Annotated in this window: 14 protein-coding genes; 3 read left to right on the top strand and 11 right to left on the bottom strand. The window is 51.9% G+C overall.

The annotated features are described in order from the left end of the window. Position 1 precedes the first annotated feature (1 nt). The 5 genes from EAH77_RS01260 to EAH77_RS01240 all read right to left on the bottom strand — a co-directional run bounded on the left by EAH77_RS01260 (position 2) and on the right by EAH77_RS01240 (position 5112). A complete protein-coding gene (locus EAH77_RS01260; protein ID WP_140469993.1) occupies positions 2-394 on the bottom strand; it encodes a DUF1987 domain-containing protein in 393 nt (130 codons plus the stop codon). 15 nt (positions 395-409) lie between these two features. Next, positions 410-967, bottom strand: coding sequence for a SiaB family protein kinase (locus EAH77_RS01255; protein WP_431306739.1), 558 nt, complete (start codon positions 965-967; stop codon positions 410-412). A gap of 30 nt (positions 968-997) precedes the next feature. Next, the gene (locus tag EAH77_RS01250; protein ID WP_140469992.1) at positions 998-2230 is read right to left on the bottom strand and encodes a SpoIIE family protein phosphatase; all 1233 of its coding nucleotides are present in this window, start codon (positions 2228-2230) and stop codon (positions 998-1000) included. A gap of 120 nt (positions 2231-2350) precedes the next feature. Then, positions 2351-3232: a glycerophosphodiester phosphodiesterase family protein gene (locus tag EAH77_RS01245; RefSeq protein WP_241673369.1), complete on the bottom strand. Its 882-nt coding sequence runs from the start codon at positions 3230-3232 to the stop codon at positions 2351-2353. Between the two features lie 194 nt (positions 3233-3426). Beyond that, a complete protein-coding gene (locus EAH77_RS01240; protein WP_140470336.1) occupies positions 3427-5112 on the bottom strand; it encodes an NAD-dependent malic enzyme in 1686 nt (561 codons plus the stop codon). Between the two features lie 495 nt (positions 5113-5607). Here EAH77_RS01240 and EAH77_RS01235 point away from each other — a divergent pair, with 495 nt between their 5' ends. Next, complete coding sequence (locus tag EAH77_RS01235; protein ID WP_140469991.1) at positions 5608-6552, top strand: AEC family transporter; 945 nt, start codon at positions 5608-5610, stop codon at positions 6550-6552. 88 nt (positions 6553-6640) lie between these two features. On the opposite strand, the gene fumA is transcribed toward EAH77_RS01235, so the two are convergent. Both fumA and EAH77_RS01225 read right to left on the bottom strand, forming a co-directional pair. Beyond that, a complete protein-coding gene (gene fumA, locus EAH77_RS01230) occupies positions 6641-8287 on the bottom strand; it encodes a class I fumarate hydratase FumA (RefSeq protein ID WP_140469990.1) in 1647 nt (548 codons plus the stop codon). A gap of 193 nt (positions 8288-8480) precedes the next feature. Beyond that, entirely contained in the window at positions 8481-9992 is a 1512-nt protein-coding gene (locus EAH77_RS01225; protein ID WP_194150464.1) for a DASS family sodium-coupled anion symporter, read from the bottom strand. A 699-nt stretch (positions 9993-10691) separates the two neighbouring features. Here EAH77_RS01225 and EAH77_RS01220 point away from each other — a divergent pair. Next, positions 10692-13469 (top strand): flavocytochrome c, encoded by a 2778-nt coding sequence (locus tag EAH77_RS01220; RefSeq protein WP_140469989.1) that lies wholly within the window; start codon positions 10692-10694, stop codon positions 13467-13469. A gap of 63 nt (positions 13470-13532) precedes the next feature. Continuing rightward, positions 13533-14492 carry an FAD:protein FMN transferase gene (locus EAH77_RS01215; protein ID WP_140469988.1) on the top strand — a complete coding sequence of 320 codons (960 nt, stop codon included), beginning with the start codon at positions 13533-13535 and terminating at the stop codon, positions 14490-14492. Here the strand turns inward: EAH77_RS01215 and dcuR are convergent. The 4 genes from dcuR to EAH77_RS01195 all read right to left on the bottom strand — a co-directional run bounded on the left by dcuR (position 14486) and on the right by EAH77_RS01195 (position 19829). Beyond that, positions 14486-15205 (bottom strand): two-component system response regulator DcuR, encoded by a 720-nt coding sequence (gene dcuR / locus EAH77_RS01210; protein ID WP_140469987.1) that lies wholly within the window; start codon positions 15203-15205, stop codon positions 14486-14488. The two genes, EAH77_RS01215 and dcuR, sit on opposite strands and share 7 nt — an antisense overlap. After that, a complete protein-coding gene (locus EAH77_RS01205; protein ID WP_140469986.1) occupies positions 15202-16827 on the bottom strand; it encodes a sensor histidine kinase in 1626 nt (541 codons plus the stop codon). The genes dcuR and EAH77_RS01205 overlap by 4 nt, the downstream gene beginning before the upstream one ends. A gap of 73 nt (positions 16828-16900) precedes the next feature. Continuing rightward, on the bottom strand, positions 16901-18505 hold the full coding sequence (locus EAH77_RS01200; protein WP_140469985.1) for a methyl-accepting chemotaxis protein: 1605 nt from the start codon (positions 18503-18505) through the stop codon (positions 16901-16903). Positions 18506-18977: 472 nt separating this feature from the next. Beyond that, a complete protein-coding gene (locus tag EAH77_RS01195) occupies positions 18978-19829 on the bottom strand; it encodes a VOC family protein (RefSeq protein ID WP_140469984.1) in 852 nt (283 codons plus the stop codon). Positions 19830-19880: the final 51 nt, after the last annotated feature.

The following is a 19880-nucleotide window of genomic DNA, read 5'->3' as shown; positions in this document are numbered from 1 at the left end:
GTCAGCGCCCCGGATGTAGATGAAAAGTGATAGACGGAAAATCAAGGCTCAGCTCCTGGCCAAACTCTTCTGAAATATCGTCTTCCGGGTCGTAATACCAGTGCAGGGTGGTCGCGATCCCCGCGGTGTCGGCGCCGTTCAGGGCGCCGAACAGGCTAAACAGCATTTTGGTACTGGAGCTGTTGAAGTAGCTCAGCGAGACGTGCAGCGCCAGCACTGCGCCACTGCGCTGCGTATGGGCCGCCACAAAACCTTCCACCGCCGTCACCAACGGGCGGTAGAAAGCCGCCGCATTCTCCGGGTAGGACTCCCCGGTTAGCGACAGCGTGCAGCCGTCAAAATCAAACTCAACTTCCGGCGTGCAGGAAGTCGCAGGGATGCTGATGTTGTTCATTGTGCTGCGTCCGTTTTAAATAATGGCTTTCAAATGAAAGGCGGAAAAATCGGATGATTCCACCTGACGAAACGTAAATTCTAGCGGCACGCTGACATCGCGGGCCAGCGTCAACAGACCGACGTTCGCGCCTTTGCTCCAGGCCGGCGTGTCGGCCCGCAGTGAGGCTTTATAATTAAGCTTAATCTCATCGGCACTCATCATATTCAGAGCTTCAAGGCACTGGCGCAGGCGCGCTATCTCACTGGCCTTGACTAAATTGGTGCTTTCGCACACGTACTTACCGTTATCGATCCCAAAAGTCACCGAGCCAAAGCGCATCTCATTATCCTCTCTGGTCAGCGCACGGCTGTCCGAGGAATAACGAAGGATGTTTTGGACCATCTCGATAAACGTGGAAAAGAGCTTACGCCGGATGATTAAAGAGCTCTCATGCTGCTCCAGATAGAGACGCAGCACCTCGCCCATCGCCGTAATATTGTGCTGGGAAAAAAATCCGGTGTACTGCAGCGCGACCACATCAGGCATGGGCGCACTGAACAGACCGGAAAACAGGTGATCGTTTTTCATCATTAGACTCTGACGTTGCCGTCCTGGAAGGCTTCAATACCGGAAACCTAAAAATGTCATATCATCCCGGCGCGGTTGATTACCCTGCCAGTCGAGATAGGCCTGCATCAGCGCCTCTGAAATATCAGGCATCGGTCGTGTGCGATGCTGTTCCAGCAGCGTTTTGATCCGTTTCTTGCCAAACATAATGTTGCGTTTACCGCCAATCTGGTCGGTCAGACCGTCGGTAAAGATAAACAGCAGGTCCCGTGGGCTGAGCGGCATCTCATGGCGCTCCCAGCAGTAGTCAAGCGGCGTATCCGTATAACCTATACCCATCCGGTCAGCGCGGAGCATCACCGCCTCTTCACCGGATGCCGGTAGCAGGAACCCGGATAACCGCGCGCCGGACCAGATCAGGCGCTGGTGGCGATGGTCGATAAACGCTGCCATGGCGTCGCAGCCGTCGTTGGACATTGAGGTTTGTTGAGACTGGCGCTGTTGTCCCAGTGTCTGTTTGATCACGTGATTAATGTGGGTGAGCAGTTGTTCTGGCTGGTCGGGCTGACATTTGCTCATCGCCTTCTCCAGCGCGGATGACAGGATCACGGTCATAAATGCCCCCGGTACCCCGTGGCCAGTGCAGTCGGCCATAAACAACAATTCGCCGCCGTCTACCTGATGAAAAGCATAAAAATCGCCACCGACGCAATCTCTCGGCTGCCAGACCAGGCTCCAGTCTGTCAGCTGTGACGCGAGAGATTGCTGAGACTGATTCAGCATGGCCTCCTGAATCACGCGGGCATATTCAATGCTTTGCACGATTTGCTGATGCTGCTGGGCTTGCAAACTCGACACTGTTTTAATCACGTCAATGCCCAACCCCATACCGATATATTCATCGTTGGTGGTCAGAATAAAACCGTCGGTGACTGATCTGTCGCCAGACTCCACCATCTTCTGCCCCACGGCATCGAGTGTGCTGGCAGAATCAATCACCAGCGGGTACTTATCCATAAAGGCGATGCAGCTTTTGCGGTCGTATAGTTCGCGAAAAAATGGCCGGGCCATTTGCGAAAGAAATATGTGGCGGTTGATCAGGCCGAACGGGCGAGTGCCTTCGACAACCGGCAGACTGATTAGCGAGCTATGTTCGGTGAACAGCGCCATCACCTTCAGGTTATCGCTGTCGGGTGTGACAAAAGGCACATCAATGCACAGCTCCCGCGCGGTGAGCAGGCGGGAGCGGGCAGTAAAATGGCTCAGTGGCTGTGCTGCGTGTTCCATCTGGCTGGACCCGTTGATGAACAAGATGAACAGATTACTGCGGAATTATGACAGTTCGCGGGGCGGGCTAAGATAATTCCGAGTTTGAAGCCTTGTGCCGATAACGTCTCACAGCTTCATTTACGACCTCTTATTTCCGCGGTCTTTCAACCAACGCACCAGTTGTCCGACATTGTCAGTTTGGAATGCCCGCACGCCTGCCTCGATCAAAACGCCCCAAACGCCTTCGGGATCCTGTGTCGCACGGCTGTCACAGAAATCCAATGAATGAGAGACATCCAGTGTATTGACCCACAACCGCACGCCGAGACGTTTCAGCTCATCACGGGCGGCGGTCACGTCGGCGAGATCGGTAAAATTCAGCTCAATCATTTGTGCACCGAACTGTTTGATATTGCGCAGGTCGGCAGCAAAAAGGCCGGGTCGGGCGTGCAGGATCGGCATAAACGGGATCGGCTTAGGCACCCCGGCCAGCGCCAGTGGAAAACGCTGCGCGGTGATGTCCATTTTACTTTTCAGCAGCACGCCATCAGCCATGTTCATGCTGAGAATCAGCGACACGACGCGTTCAAGATCTCGCGGGTACTTGATATCCACGTTGACCACAATGCGTCCGCGTGCTTCCTCAAGTAACTCTTCTAATAACGGCACACGTTCGCTGGTCAGCACCATGCCTTCTCGTCCGTCAGCGGCTTTGAGTCTGGCGCGACGCACCATTGACAGCGGCATCGTCGCCACTTCGCCCTGATAATCACAGGTGCGGTCGAGATGGGCATCGTGGATCACCACCAACTGCGCATCGGCGGTGGTTTGCGCGTCGATTTCGATGATATCGGCACCCAAATGAATGGCTTCATCCAGCGCGGCCAGGGAATTTTCGGGGGTGGTTTGCCACGCACCACGATGGGCAATGACCAGAACATCTGGGTTTTCCGGGGCAATCAAAGGGTGGGTCAACGTTTTCATCATCGCCAGTAAACTCAGGTAAGTGGGTTTTTTCATGTTCCCTCAGGCTGGAATGCTTCGGGGTATCAGGGGGGTACCCTGGCACGCCGGTATGACAAACCGGAGGGGAAATCATGAAGAAGAAATGACAACGTGTTGATATAGCGTGCCGCTCAATCCTACAGGGACTGGCGAAGTGAACGACTGGCGGCATGAATAAGCCGGTACTGATGTACCGGCTGAGAGGAGGGTCAGAACGAGGATCGTTTGTAAGGCAGATAGGTAGCTTGCCAAAACTCGGTATGCAGCCGGCTTTGCAGCGTCTCTTCTGACATCACCGGGGCCACGCCTTCACGCTGCGCTGCGCGGGCCACTTCTGCCGCAATCACTTTAGACACCTGCTGAATATCGGCCAGAGCCGGTAATAATGAACCATGGCCGGTCGTCGCCAGCGGCGAGAGGCCGGCCAGCGCCTGACTGGCGGCCAGCAACATGCCATCGGTCACGCGGCGCGCATTTGAGGCCAGGATCCCCAGTCCCAGACCTGGGAAAATATAGGCATTGTTACACTGCGGGATCACATACGTGCGGTCCTGATAATGAACCGGTGCGAATGGGCTACCGGTTGCCATCAGCGCTGCGCCTTCTGTCCAGGCAATCACATCCTGCGGACGGGCTTCCGCACGGGAGGTTGGGTTAGACAGCGGCATGATGATTGGATGATGACAGTGATGATGCATCTCGCGGATGATCTCTTCGGTGAACAGCCCCGGTTGCCCGGATACACCAATCAGAATGGTCGGTTTTGAGTGACGCACCACATCATGCAGGGAGATGTTTTGCGCATCGACCGCCCAATGGCTGATCTTCTCTTTGTTCGTGACCAGCTTGCGCTGGAAATCGAGTAGATTAGGCATGTCATCGGTCAATAATCCAAAACGGTCAACCATAAAGACCTGGCTGCGTGCCTGCTCTTGCGTCGCCCCTTCGGCAACCATCTGCGCGATGATCTTCTCAGCAATACCACAACCGGCTGAACCTGCCCCGAGGAAAGTGACGCGCTGATCGCGCAGTTGTGTCCCCGCGGCATGGCTGGCGGCAATCAGGCAGCCGAGCGTGACGGCGGCGGTACCCTGAACATCATCGTTGAAGCAGCACAACTGGTCGCGATAGCGTTCCAGCAAGGGCATCGCGTTGGTCTGGGCAAAATCTTCGAACTGCAACAGCACATCCGGCCAGCGCGTTTTCACCGCCTGAATGAACAGATCCATAAAGTCATTGTATTCACCGTCGGTAATACGCGGGTGGCGCCAGCCCATATACAGCGGATCATCAATACGCTGGGCATTGTTAGTGCCGACGTCCAGCATAATAGGCAGCGTGTTGGCAGGATTAATTCCGCCGCAGGAGGTGTAGAGCGAGAGTTTACCAATCGGGATGCCCATGCCGCCGATGCCCTGATCGCCCAGCCCCAGAATACGTTCGCCATCGGTAACGACAATGACGCGGATGTCGTTTTTGCAGAAGTTTTGCAACATTTCATCGATGTGGTCGCGGTCCGGGTAGGAAATAAACAGGCCGCGCGCACGGCGATAAATATCAGAAAAGTGTTCGCACGCTTCCCCGACGGTCGGGGTGTAGATGATCGGCAACATCTCTTCCAAATGCGAATTCACCAGGTTATAGAACAGCGTTTCGTTCGTGTCCTGGATATTACGCAAATAGATATGTTTGGAAATATCACGTTTGAAATCTGAGAATTGGGAATAAGCTCGGTCAGTTTGTTCGCTGATAGTTTCAACCTGATTGGGCAATAAACCGTTCAGATTGAGTGCCAGGCGTTCCTCGCGGCTGAAAGCTGAGCCTTTGTTCAGCAGCGGATTTTCCAGTAAGAGTGAACCTGTGTAATGCGTGTAGAGTGGGCGTTTTTTTAACATCATTGAAGCCTTAATAAATCTTAACTCAATTATTTCCCGAAGCGTTGCGACTATGCTTCAGGATCCCTCGCAGTAAAACCCCATAATCAATGTAAACAAGATAGATAAATATAACCGTGGCACATAGCAGCCTGAGTGGTTGAAACATTTTTTAAAAACATGTTTATCGATATTTTTTATAGCACGCGTAGCGGGTGAGTTCCGCTTACTTAAATTACAAAAGTATTTTAATACTTACTTAGTGACGAATATCTCCATAAATCTGTTGGTTTTTTCAGAATGTGTCCAAATAAGAAATTAAATTTCATTTAATTTTGAATAAATTGATTTATTACTCATCTCATTGATTGATAAGTACATTGTGGTTAAGTAATTATTGTTATTACTGCCCAATTAATGGATGTGATGATTATCACAATGGTACCAAATTTAAAAGAATATAAATACTCGCCACTTTATCTCTTCTGTTAACTATAAAAATAAAAAGGTTATATTATGCCAACGTTACTCTTATCTTCTTTATTTCCTTTAGTATTTGTCATGTTGTTAGGCTGGCTGAGTGGAAAACTCGGTTATATGAAACGTGATGACGCCACGGTGCTTGCCACCGTGGTCATTCGTTTTGCACTGCCGCTACATCTTTTCATCGGAGCATTGCATACGGACCCTTCGAAAATACAGAATCTGTCGTTTATGGCGGTACTGGTGATCGGGCTGATGGGCTCTTATCTCCTGACATTGTGCATTTCCCGCTTTCTGTTTCGCCACGACATCAAAACCAGCGCCATCCAGTCGCTGGTCTGCGCATTCCCGGATATGGCGTACTTTGGTGCGCCGGTTCTGGCGGTGCTCATTGGCCCGGAAGGCTTTCTGGGCGTACTTATTGGTAATCTGGTCACCAGCGTGCTGATGATCCCACTGACTATCGTCCTGATCCGCATGGGGGATAAAAACAGTGAGCTGGCGGAGCAGGGAAGTTTGGGCAAAATGATCCTGACCAATCTGTTCAAAGCAGCGCGTAACCCGATTGTTTGGATCCCGGTGCTCGGTGTGGTGATGAGTCTGGCGGGTATTAAAATTCCAGAGCTGCTCTCATCGTCGGTTGAAATGATGGGTAAAACGGCGGGAGGGATTTCACTATTTGCACTGGGTCTGCTGTTCTTCGGAGAACGTCCGACGCTGAATATTCATACATTCACCAACATCGGCATGAAGAATTTGATCCAGCCTGCGATTATGGCGGCGGCGGGGATGGCATTCGGACTTAGCCACACGCTGATGCAGCAGGTGGTGATCATTGGCGCTACGCCATCGGCGATTGCAGCCGGGATGTTCGCAGTACGCAGCGATACCTATGTAGAGTCTGCTTCTTCTTCGATCCTGATAGGCACCGCCGTCGGCATTGTGACGGAAGGGGTGATGATTTACATGATGTCGTAGTGTTGCTCAGCGTTCCTCAATGAAAAAAGGCTTGCCGTTGTCGGGCAAGCCTTTGGTTTTCAGACAGTGACATTCGTCACCCTGGTATTTACTTCACACACTTTGCGCACTGGTTGCGCTGAATCTGCTCGAAGAAATCGTTGCCTTTATCATCAACCAGTATGAAAGCTGGGAAGTTTTCCACTTCAATTTTCCAGATAGCTTCCATCCCTAACTCAGGGTATTCCACGCATTCCAGACTCTTGATGCTGTTCTGTGCCAGAACGGCTGCCGGGCCACCAATGCTGCCCAGATAGAAGCCGCCGTGTTTATGACACGCATCCGTCACCTGTTTGCTGCGGTTGCCTTTTGCCAGCATGATCATACTGCCGCCGTTGGATTGCAGCAGGTCAACATAGGAATCCATGCGGCCAGCGGTTGTCGGACCGAGGGAACCGGAGGCATAACCTTCAGGCGTTTTCGCCGGGCCTGCGTAGTAGATCGGATGATCTTTGATGTACTGCGGCAACCCTTCGCCATTGTCGAGACGCTCTTTCAGCTTAGCGTGAGCAATATCTCGCCCAACGATGATGGTACCGCTCAGGGAAAGGCGGGTAGACACCGGATACTCGGAGAGCTGGGCGAGAATTTCGGTCATCGGACGGTTCAAATCCACCTGTACAACGCCGGCTTCACCTTGCTGACGCAGGGAGTCAGGGATGTACTGGCCAGGATTGTCTTCCAGTTTTTCGATCCAGATGCCGTCGCGGTTGATTTTGGCTTTGATGTTACGGTCTGCGGAGCAGGAAACGCCCATGCCGACCGGGCAGGAAGCGCCGTGACGCGGCAGACGAACGACGCGGATGTCGTGGGCGAAGTATTTGCCCCCGAACTGTGCGCCCAGACCCAGATTATTCGCTTCGACCAGCAGCTCTTGTTCCAGATTCACATCGCGGAATGCCTGTCCGTGCTCGTTGCCTTCGGTTGGCAGACCATCGTAGTAATGTGTGGAGGCGAGTTTCACGGTTTTCAGCGTTGCTTCAGCGGAGGTGCCACCGATCACAAACGCGATATGGTATGGCGGGCAGGCCGCAGTACCCAACGTGCGCATTTTCTCAACCAGGTAATCTTTCAGCTTCGCTGGCGTGATCAACGCTTTGGTTTCCTGATACAGATAGGTTTTGTTCGCTGAACCGCCACCTTTGGCAATACACAGGAATTTGTACTCGTCGCCATCCACGCTGTAGAGGTCGATTTGCGCTGGCAGGTTGGTGCCAGTATTCACTTCTTTGTACATATCCAGCGCTGCGTTTTGCGAATAGCGCAGGTTGTCTTCGATAAAGGTGTTGTAGACGCCTTTTGACAAGCTGGCTTCATCGCCACCGCCGGTCCAGACGCGCTGGCCTTTTTTTCCCATGATGATCGCAGTGCCGGTGTCCTGACAGGTCGGCAGCACGCCTTTTGCGGCGATTTCGGAGTTTCTCAGAAATTGCAGCGCAACGTATTTGTCGTTTTCGCTGGATTCAGGATCATGAAGAATGGAAGCAACCTGTTGCTGATGGGCAGGGCGCAGCATAAATGACGCATCATGAAAGGCCTGTTGTGCCAGCAAGGTGAGAGCTTCAGGCGCGACTTTTAATATGTCCTCGCCTTCAAACTTGCTGACAGAAACGTGCTCTTTGGTCAGCAGGTAGTACTCGGTATCTTCTTTGGAAACGGGGAAGGGATTTTGATAATAGAAGGATTTATTCGACATTGTTTTCTCACTTAATCCGTTATTGCCGCCATTAGGTAAGGCCGATTTTTGGAGTAAATCACGGGAAAATCAGGGCGACGTTTTTATTCGTTCCATATGTTGCCAGCCAAAGGCTCTGACTGGCAACGGGATATAGATGTTTTATTTCAGTAAATGTTCTGTTAATGCCTATAAGTATGAATTAACCCGTCGATCAGAACATCATCATCATCCACGGGTAGCCAATCACCAGCAATGCTACCAGGAATATCGCGCCAAAGATGGTGCCGAGACGCCAGTAATCAGCAGTTGGCAGGTAGCCACTGCCGTAGTAAATCGGGCTTGGGCCGGTACCGTAAGGGGTGATGATCCCCATAATCCCCAGTGATGTCACCATCAGCAGACAGAACACTTGCATATTCATACCCGGAATTGTCGCACCGATGGTCAACATAGCCGGTAACAATGCGGTGGTGTGTGCGGTGGTACTGGCAAACAGGTAGTGCAACAGGTAGAACGCCACCAGCAGCACGATAGTCGCTACGCCCGGAGAGATACCGACCATGAGCGAACCGCCGGCCTGGCCCAGCCAGCCAATGAAGCCGGTGCGGGACAAGCCATCAGCCAGTGCGACGAGCGTGGCGAACCACACAAAGGTATTCCAGGCCGGTTTATTGCTGGTGATATCGTTCCAGTTCAATACGCCAGTCCACAACATCAGGGTAACGACCAGTAACGCAGCCAGTGCCGGTTCGATGAAGTTGGCAGCGAAAATCCACATGGCTAATGCACTACAAACGAACAGCATCAACAGGATTTCATTACGCGATAATTTGCCCAGTTTTTCCAGCTCACGGCTGGCCCAGCGTGGTACTTCGTCGTTAATTTTGACTTCAGGCGGATAGAGCCAGTACGCCAGTAATGGCATCGCCAGCAGCAGCAGCACACCCAATGGCAGGAAGGCGATAAACCAGGTTCCCCACGAGATATCGATACCGACGATGCTTTTCACCAGCGCCAGTGCCAGCAGGTTAGGGGCCAGCGCAGACAGGAACATCGAGCTGGTGATACAGGCCGCACTGATGGCGACCCACATCAGGTAGGAGCCAATTTTGCGCGCGCTTGGGTCATTGGGTTTGGAGCCGTACAACGGCGGCAGATTGGCAATGATCGGGTAAATCGTGCCCCCGCTGCGTGCGGTATTGGACGGGGTGAACGGTGCCAGCAGCAGATCGGCAAACGCGATGGCATAGCCCAGTGTCAGGCTACGGCGGCCAAGATATTTCACCAGAATCAGCGCCAGGCGGCGGCCAAACTGGGTTTTATCGTAGCCTGCGGCAAACATAAATGCGCCGAAGATCAGCCACACCGTTGAGTTACCAAACCCGCTTACCGCCCATTTAAAGGACTGTGCCGCCATTTTGAACTTAGGGTCGGCCAGTTCAGCCGGGCTGAACAGCACCCATTGTCCGAACAACGCGATGATCACGACCCCCGTCAGGCCGATAACGGCACCGGGCAAAGGTTCGAAGATCAGGCCAACGATGACACCCATAAAGATGGCGAAAAAATGCCATGCATAAGGCTGTAGCCCGTTGGGTACAGGGGTGAGTAGCAACAACACGGCAACCAGCACGGGCAAGAACATGAAGAGCATGCGGTGTTTTTTACCGCCTGCCGCTTTGTTCACCGGTGGTGTAACAGTAGTATTTGAGATATCTGTCATTTTATTTGTCTACGAGTAGTTGAGAATTCTTTTAATGGCGCATAGGTAAGATGTTTGTGCTTTCTTTAGTTACTTAAGCTTTTTTAGTTATTTAATGGTGGCATTTGAACTGCTCCATTATTGTTATTTATGTTGGGTTACTTACATTCCCCTTAAGGAGGGGGTAAATGTTTATATAATGCGTTTTTCATATTTATTGCTGTTGATCTCGATCAACAAAATACGGGGCTGCTTTAATTTTTAAAAAGGAGGGTGAGGTGCCCGCTGGCGCTATTTTTTGACTGTTTATTATTGACTGTATTTGGGGGTATTTTAAAAACTAAACCCGGTGAAAGAAGAGGTAGAAGATCTCGCCAGAAAAGGAGGTCGTTAACCTCCTCATGTTGCCACAAATCTCCCTTTATGCCGCAGGGCTTCGCGCCTTACTGCACGCGCAATTGTAATATTTCCTCCCTCATATAAAGGATAAAAAGCCCGTAATTTAAATTAATGTGATCATTTAATAACATGGTTAACATTAATTTAATAAAACAGGTTCTCTATTAATGAATAAATAGTTAATTAACTAACGTTAGACCTTTTGAAACTAAAGATATCGTTATATTACCACCATGAGATCGGGCGAAAATAAAATGTATAAAATTAATCCGATAAAGAATTCATAGATTATTAAACATTTTGAAATTTGGAGTTATTATTATGAGCCAGAACCCACAATTATTAAGCCCCTTCACATTGCCAAATGGCACTGTGCTAAAAAACCGTGTGCTGATGGCACCGATGACCACCTGTACCGGTTTCTACGACGGCACAGTGACCAGTGAGCTGGTGGAGTATTACCGTGCGCGTGCTGGCAGCATCGGTACGGTCATCGTTGAATGCTGTTTTATTGATGATAAAGGCCTGGCGTTCCCCGGAGCCATTGGCATTGATAACGACGGTAAAATTGATGGCCTGGCGAAAATCGCCAGGGCTGTAAAATCCCAGGGGTCTAAGGCCGTGCTGCAGATTTACCATGGCGGCCGTATGAGTGAACCTAAGTTGATTGGTGGCCAGACACCGGTTGCACCGAGTGCGCTGGCCGCGCCGCGTGATGGCGCAGCGACCCCTGTGGCGCTGACGGCAGAAGAAGTGGAAGACATGATCACCAAGTTTGGTGAAGGTGTGCGTCGTGCTATTGAAGCCGGGTTTGACGGCGTGGAAATCCACGGGGCTAATACCTATTTGATTCAGCAGTTCTTCTCCCCCAACTCCAACCAGCGTGACGACAAATGGGGCGGTAGCCGCGAAAACCGCGCCCGTTTCCCGCTGGCCATTCTCGACATCACACACCGCATGGCGCAAAAATACGCCGACTCCTCGTTCATTATTGGTTACCGTTTCTCGCCGGAAGAGCTTGAAGTGCCGGGCATCCGTTTTGCCGATACCCTGTACTTGCTGGAACAGCTGGCGGCGCGCGGTCTGGATTACCTGCATTTCTCTCTGGGGTATTCACTGCGTCCGTCTATTATCGATACCACGGACCCGACACCGCTTATCGACAAGTACGTCGCGATGCGTTCAGACACCCTGGCGAAAATCCCGGTGATGGGGGTGGGCGGTATCGTGAATAAAGCCGATGCCGAACTGGCGCTGGAACACGGCTACGACATGCTTGCCATCGGTAAAGCCTGCATCGCCTATCCCGACTGGACCGACCGTATTGCCCGCGATCAGAACCTCGAACTGTTCATCGACAGCACCCACCGCGAAGCGCTGACCATTCCTGAGCCGCTGTGGCGCTTCTCGCTGGTGGATGCAATGATCCGTGACATCAGCATGACCTCGAAGAAATTCAAAGCCGGTGTATTCCAGGAAAAAGTACAGAATGTAACCAATGAATTGGCGATCAGCGTCAGTCTGGAAACCGACCGCATTGCCGATATTACGCTGCAAACCGGTGATGATATTGATGTCGAATTCACCACCAGCTTTGACATCATCCGTTCGCGTATTCTGGACGCCAACAGCCCGCACGTCGATGCCGTGACCGGTGCAACCGAGCAGAGCGAAGCGGTGAAAAAAGCCGTCTCCAAAGCGATGGCTAAATCCTGTAAAGCGCAGTTGTTGGAAGAGGGCGGCAGCCTGACTGAGCCACAAAGCTACGACGTGGTGGTGGTTGGCAGCGGCGGTGCCGGTCTGGCGGCGGCGATTCAGGCCTGTGACGAAGGGGCAAAAGTGTTGATCGTGGAAAAAATGTCCACCATTGGCGGTAATACCATCAAGGCGTCTGTCGGCATGAACGCCGCAGAAACCCGCTTCCAGAAACTCAAAGGCATCGTCGACAGCAAAGCGTTGTTCTATCAGGAAACGCTAAAAGGCGGCCAGTTCAAGAACAATACCGCACTGCTGAAAGAGTTTGTGGAGCACGCCCCGCAGGCGATCGAATGGTTGGCAGAGCGCAACATTGAACTGAGTGACATCACCATTACCGGCGGCATGAGCATCGACCGCACACACCGTCCGGCAGACTGTAGCGCGGTGGGCGGTTTCCTGATCAGCGGTCTGGTGAAGAATCTTAACCAGCGCAACATCGACGTGATGCTGGACACTTCTGTGACCGAAATCCGTTACGCGGATGGCGCAGTGCAGGGTGTTGAACTGCTTAATGATGACAATGAAATCCTGACCATCAACGCCAAAAGCGTGATTGTGGCCACCGGCGGTTTCAGCGCAAACAGTGAGATGGTGGTGAAATACCGCCCTGAGCTGGATGGTTTTGTGACCACCAACCATAAAGGTGCCACCGGCGGCGGTATCGCGATGCTGCAAAAAATCGGTGCCGGTACCGTGGATATGGGCCAGATTCAGATCCACCCCACCGTTGAACAAACCACCTCTTATCTGATTTCCGAAGCCATTCGCGGCGGCGGTGCGATTTTGGTCAGTCAGGCGGGTAAGCGTTTCTTCAACGAGATGGAAACCCGTGACAAAGTGTCGGCCAACATTATTGGCTTGCCTGAGAAATTCGCCTACGTGATCTTTGACGAACAGATTCGCATGAAAAACAAAGCGGCGGATGAATATATTGCCCGCGGTTTTGTCATCAGCGCTGACTCACCGCGTGAACTGGCTGCCAAATTGGAGATGGATCACCACGCCTTCCTGGCCACGTTGGAAAGCTATAACGTCGCCGTCGAAAAGCAGGACGACAGCGAATTTGGCCGCAAAACGGCGCTGCGTCAGCCGATTCATGAAGGGCCGTTCTACGCTATCCGTATCGCACCGGGCGTGCATCACACGATGGGTGGCGTGATGATCAACACCGACACCTGTGTGCTGGACCTTCAGGAACAGGTGATCCACGGTGCGTATGCGGCAGGTGAAGTGGCCGGTGGTCTTCATGGGGCTAACCGTATTGGCGGTAATGCCGTTGCAGATATCATCATCTTCGGTATTCTGGCGGGACGTAATGCCGCTAAACACGCTATGCGGTAACGGTTAACAACCTGCATTGTCTTATGCGGTGCAGGTTTCTCCCCTTCAGTTCAGGTACATTCTATGACGCCAGACGCCCGTGTTTATGCTTATTCCGCTGTTTTGATGGGCTCGCCCATTCTTCTCAAGTTGTTTGAACATAACGAAAGTCTGGCGTCCCGCGTCTTCAGGTTGATCAAACAACAGGAAAATATCTTCACGGTTAACCGCCACGATTCTGACGTCATGGCGATCAACCATGCGGCGGGCAGTCATGCCGTCGCGGTCAGCCAGCCGGTGTTTGATCTGATCCAGCGCGCGAAAGCGGTCAGTCTGCTGCCAGGCAGTTGTTTTAACGTCACTATCGGCCCGCTGGTTAAACGTTGGAAAATTGGCTTCAGCGGCAACAGCGTTCCCGACGCCGGTGATCTGCGGGCGTTGATCGCACTGACAGACCCCAATGACGTGATCCTCGATGAAACGACGCGCTCTGTATTTCTACAAAAAGCGGGAATGGAAATTGACCTTGGGGCGATCGCCAAAGGTTACATCGCTGATGTAGTGAGGGATTTTCTGCATCGGGAAAAGGTTGAACATGCGCTGATCAATCTGGGCGGGAATGTGCAAACGCTTGGCGCAGGGGGGGACGGTGACTGGGCTATTGGCCTCAAAAAACCGTTCTCAGCCCCTGATTCGCTCATGGGTGTGATTAACGTGACCGGCAAGTCAGTGGTGACGTCCGGTATTTACGAACGCTATTTTGAACACCATGGCCGCCGCTACCATCACATCCTCGATCCTAAAACCGGTTACCCGCTGGATAACGAACTGCTCAGTGTGACCGTCATTTCTGATGATTCTATCGACGGAGACATCTACACCACGCTGCTGTACGGGATGGGGGTCGAAAAAAGCCTCGTTTATTTACAACAGTTTCCGAACATCGAGGCCATTTTCGTCACTAAAGATCACCAGGTGATTTTTTCCTCACAGCGCCAGTTTACCTTCGTGCCGCTGGAGAACAGTGACCGCACGGTTTACTGACAATACTGCTTGAGCAACGAATAATGTTCCGCCTGCAAACGATAGCGATACACCGGCCTGCCTGTCACACCATAGTGAATACTGGTAAAGAGGATATGACTGTCCGCCAGCCAGATCAGGTATTTACGGCAGGAAACCCGCGAGATATTCACCGAGTGCGCCAGCTCATCGGTTGAGAATTCCGTATCAGGATGCGCATCAATCCACAGACACAATGTGCGCAGCGTCTGCGGGGTTAAGCCTTTTGGCAGTTTTTTATTATCCACCACCGCCTGATTATTGCCGTGAATTAACCGGTCAACGTCCGACTGCTCGTAATATTGCTGATTATCCATCAGCGTCTTTTTCTGCTGCCAGCCGGTCAGGGCCTCTTCAAAACGGGAAAACTGGAACGGTTTGATCAGGTAATCCACCACGCCATAGTTCAGCGACTTCTTGATGGTTTTTGCGTCGGCGGCGGAAGAGATCACAATCACATCGATGGGCCGCCTGGCATTGCGCAGTTCCGGGAGTAAATCCAGCCCGTTATCCTGCTGCATATACACGTCCAGCAAAATCAGATCGATAGGCAGCTGCGTATTTAAAACCATCTCTTTGGCCTGCTGCAACGTGGAGGCCGTCCCGCAGCACGTAAACCCGGCAATTTGGCTCACATAGCAGCGGTTTAGCTCTGCGACCATGGCATCATCATCGACTACCAGCACATTGATCATGGAGTTTTCCTCTCACCATCCCAGGGGATTTGAACAAAAAATTGAGTATAAACGTCGGGTTCCGATTCAACAGCAATCGTTCCGCCAAGGCTTTCTATTTGTTGTTTTGCCAGGAACAACCCGACGCCGCGTTCATCGCCTTTGGACGAGAAACCTTTCTCAAAAATGGCATCCAGATTTTCCGGTGCGATGCCCGGGCCATCATCGCTGACCACACAGGCCAGCCAGCCATTCTGGTAATGCAACAATACGCTGACTTCACCGTCGGGTTGTTCACCCAGCGCGTCCAGCGCATTTTCGATCACATTGCCTAACACGGTGATCAGCGCCGCAACCTGATTTTCATTAGCGTTATCCGGCAACAGGCTGTCATCACTCAGGGTGAGCAGGTGACGCGTATCAGAGGCCCGGTTAATCTTGCTTAACAAGAAGCCAGCGATCACCGGCGATTTGATTTTCAACAGCAAGGAACCAATTTCTGCCTGATAGTTATTGGCCGTTTTGAGAATGTAATCTTCGAGCTGCGCATAGCTTTTCATGTGCAGTAATCCAAGAATGACATGCAGTTTATTCATGAATTCATGTGAGCGTTCACGCAGCGAATCCGCGTAGTTTACCATGCCGCTCAGGCGCTGCATCAACTGGCTGACTTCGGTCTTGTCCCTGAAGGTGCAAATTGCCCCGATAATCACACCGTTGCTGCGTACCGGCACGGTATTGCTCAGCAGGAAGCGGCCTTTAAAGTTAATCTCTTCATCCCGACGTGGGACCCCGGTGCGTAATACATCACACAGATTGAGGATCAGCGGCTGCGATTCGCGGTTGTTCTCAGGGCTGATGGTGAACTCGGTACCGGTTTCCTGGTACATTTGCCGGGCCTGATCATTGATGAGCGTCACCTGTGCATTCTCATCAACGGCAATAACGCCTTCTTTGATCGATTGCAGCATCGCCTGTCGCTGCTCAAACAGCGTCGATATTTCATACGGTTCCAGCCCGAACAGAATGCGTTTGAGCATTTTCACCAGACAGTAGGTGCCCAGCGCGCCGACCATCATGCCAAATAGCACCGTCCACAGAATGCTCCAGCGGCTTTTATTGATCTGCGCGGCAACCTTCTCAAGCGAAATCCCGATGGCCACCACGCCAATTTGGCGATGGTGATCGTCATAGACCGGCGTGAAGACACGCAGGGCTTCATCCAGTACGCCCTTATTGATAGAGACATTCTCTTTCCCCAGCAGGGCCGGGCCGATGTCCTCACCGATAAAATGGTGGCTGATAATATCTTGATTGGGATGCGAGAAACGGATGCCGTCCATGTTGGTGACCACCACAAACAGCAAATCATTCCTTTTTTGTACCGCTTGGGCGACAGGCTGAATAATGCCGCTGTCCGGTGGCAGCAATAGGCCATGCTTAATATCGGGGGAATCGGCGAGCGTTCTGGCGACCGCCAGGGCTTTATCTTTCACGCCGTCGCGGGTCGTATCGCTGACCTGAACAAAATAGAGTGAATGGACGACCAGCAACACGGAAATAATCACGCCGCTGATCATCAAGATGACCGAAGTACTCAATTTCATGGGGTGCTTGCGCACGGGATGCTGCGAGTCGCTCATTGAAGCCCCGGAGGCTATTATAGATGTCTCATGGTCTACGTTTGCGACTCCGGCGTCTACCCCATGACCTTATTTATCCGAGTCTTACTTCACTAAAATCCGCTTCAGGGGCTGTGTGTTTCGCCGCCTCCATTTTGGTCATCTGCCCGCTGTACACATCAATCGCACTTCTTAGCCGGGTGGCCTGATAGTTCAGGCTGTCGGCAGATTGCGATGACTGCAACACCATCTCGGCATTGTTGTGCGTCATGGTCTCAATTTGGGCGAGAGAGGTATTGATGAGCGTCAGCGCGGACGTTTGCTCATGCGTGGCGTGGCTGATCTCTTTAATCAGCCCCGACATCTGCACGACTTCCTCGATAATCTCGCTGATCTGTTTCCCGGCGCTTTCGACCATATGGCCGCCGGTTGTGACGCTGTGCATATTGGCGTCGATAAGCGCTTTAATTTCTTTGGCGGCAGTGGCAGAGCGTTGTGCCAGCACGCGAACTTCAGCGGCCACCACGGCAAAACCACGGCCTTCGACACCGGCTCTTGCTGCTTCTACCGCCGCATTGAGCGCCAGAATATTGGTCTGAAACGCAATGCTGTCGATAACCGCAATGATGTCTACCACCTTATTACTGGCGTGAGAGATCGACTGCATCATGCCAATGGTTTCTTGCATGATGTGGCCGCCTTTGTTTGCCACGGCGGTGGTGATATCAGCCAGGCGGGTAGCCTGTACGGCGGTGTCGGCACTTTGCTGAACCGCGCCGGTGATCTGTTCAACCGCTGCTGCCGTTTGCTGGAGATTGGCGGCCGTTTCTTCTGTGCGCGCGCTGAGGGCGGTGCTGTTTTTCGACAGCTGCTTGCTGATATCCGTGATCCCGCTGACCTGAGTGCCAACATCTTCCACCAGTGAGTGCAGATTAAGCCCAAACTGATTCAGGGAACGCATCAGCAGACCTATTTCATCCACGCGGTTCATATGGACTGAATTTACTTTCTTACCAGAAACCACCTGCTGCGCCTGAGTCAGAAGGGTTTTTATCGGATTGCGGATCTGGGTTTGCAGGAAGGCGTCAGCAGCGAGCAGAGTAATAAGCGTTAGCGCAACCAGCCAGATAATACTGCCCCCTGCCAGCGAGAATAACAGCGGGAAAAGGCCGGCGATAAACAGCGGTAATCGTAAACGCCAACTGACGGACAGTTTTTGCAAAAGCGAGAGCGGTGAAAATAACCCCGTACGTACGACTAATCCTTTATGAAACTTGCGGCTCCCCGCGTTATTTTCCCTGACCAGGTGGTAGAGACTTTCAGCGGATTCTATTTCTTGCGCATCGGGTTTATTACGCACAGAAATATAACCCGTCAGCGTATCCAGATGATAAACCGGGGTGACATTTGCCCGCACCCAGTAGTGGTCGCCATTTTGACGACGGTTCTTCACCAGCCCGGTCCAGCTGTCACCCTGTTGTAAAGTAAACCACATGTCGGCGAAAGCCTCGACCGGCATGTCCGGGTGACGCACGATATTGTGAGGTTTAAAAATCAGTTCTTCTTCAGAGAATCCGCTGACATTAATAAAAGCTGAATTAGCATAAATAATACGACTGTTGACATCAGTTGTGGACATTAACGTGGTATCGGGGTCTAGCCCATACTCCCGTTGTGTCACTGGCATGTTTACACGCATGTGGATCCTCTAACCGCTGATCAGTAATGGTTAATATCGTTGTTATATTGTTAATTGGCTGTGTTAATACGGCGCTATAGTGTGCAGGTTATTGTGATCGTATTTCACGGCGTGGCGACTATGCAGCGAATTGTTGTGACTGACCAGTACTATTTGAAAATTAATTATTGCTATTTTAGTGATTAAAAATAAAAGGTTAATTTTATTGTTGAATTAATAGTAATGTAATTTTTATGTATAAATAGGGTGCCGATATTGAGAAGGGAAATAATTCACACTAAGTTAAATTAATGCATTAAATCTCGGTCAATATACGTTAGTGCGTTTTTATGCGACGTTGGTTTATTTATAACCAGAAAATACGGTGGGATAGACGCTTATTTCAGCGCCATCCGTTAAATAAACAGAGAAATACTGGGCTAATTCTGAAAATGAATCCGCAGGCGCAGGCTAAGACATTCGCGGCTGTTTTTTACTCGCGAAACCGCAGCGCGACATTCAACGCATGGCGCGGGGAAATGACAATCGCGTTGCCGGTGTCGCTAAAACAGATCTCACCGTTGCGCAGACACGTCCGTACCTGCGTAAGGGATGACACGGTAAACCCCAGAGCGCTCATGCGCGGTTGCCCGTGATAGTCATCCGGCAAGGCGATAAATTCCGACTCCGCCTGTTGTGGTGAGATAAACCGCAGCCGGGTTGGCCCCGCCTGCAAATAAAACGTCTCGCCCGCTCTGCTCATTTCACTGTCCGGTGCGAACATGCGCGTACATAACCGGGTCGCACTGTGCGGATCGTCGGCCACAATCACGAATTCACTCAACGCCAGTGTGCCATTGGGGTGCTGCTGCCACGCGGGTTGCCACACGGCCTCGGGCGTCAGGTGCTGGCAGAAAAAGCTGAAACCGTTAGGGACGTGGCGGGCGTCAATGCGCGTGATGCAAAAACGGGCATCCTTAATGCTGCCATCGGGAAGGGTCACCGGGCGGAAAAATGCCGTCGGCGGCTCACCGGCCAACTGGCAGGCCTGTAAATGTTGATAGGTGGCCTCGGCATCATCTGTTTTCCAGACCAGCCCGGCTAAACCTGAAGGTGGTTGCCATAAGCCTTTGGGCACATCGGGGTTATCTGCGCCATCCGGCTCGTAACCGAGCAGCTCCAGATAGTTCTCACCGAATATGGCCAGATGATTGCTCGACCCCATCGAATGGTGCCCGCGTTCGGTCAGTTGAAATCCCATGCGCTGGAATAACGCCTGGGCGTCATCCAGATGGTCATCAACGTTGATCACCGCATGATCAACCACGCAGAGTAATTGAGGCATTAAAGGTTCTCCCGGCCGGTGTTTGATGGTGTTATCCGCGTCTGGATGCAT

Source organism: Ewingella americana, assembly GCF_006438725.1.
Taxonomy (GTDB): domain Bacteria; phylum Pseudomonadota; class Gammaproteobacteria; order Enterobacterales; family Enterobacteriaceae; genus Ewingella; species Ewingella americana_A.
This window is presented reverse-complemented; position numbering and strand designations above follow the sequence as displayed.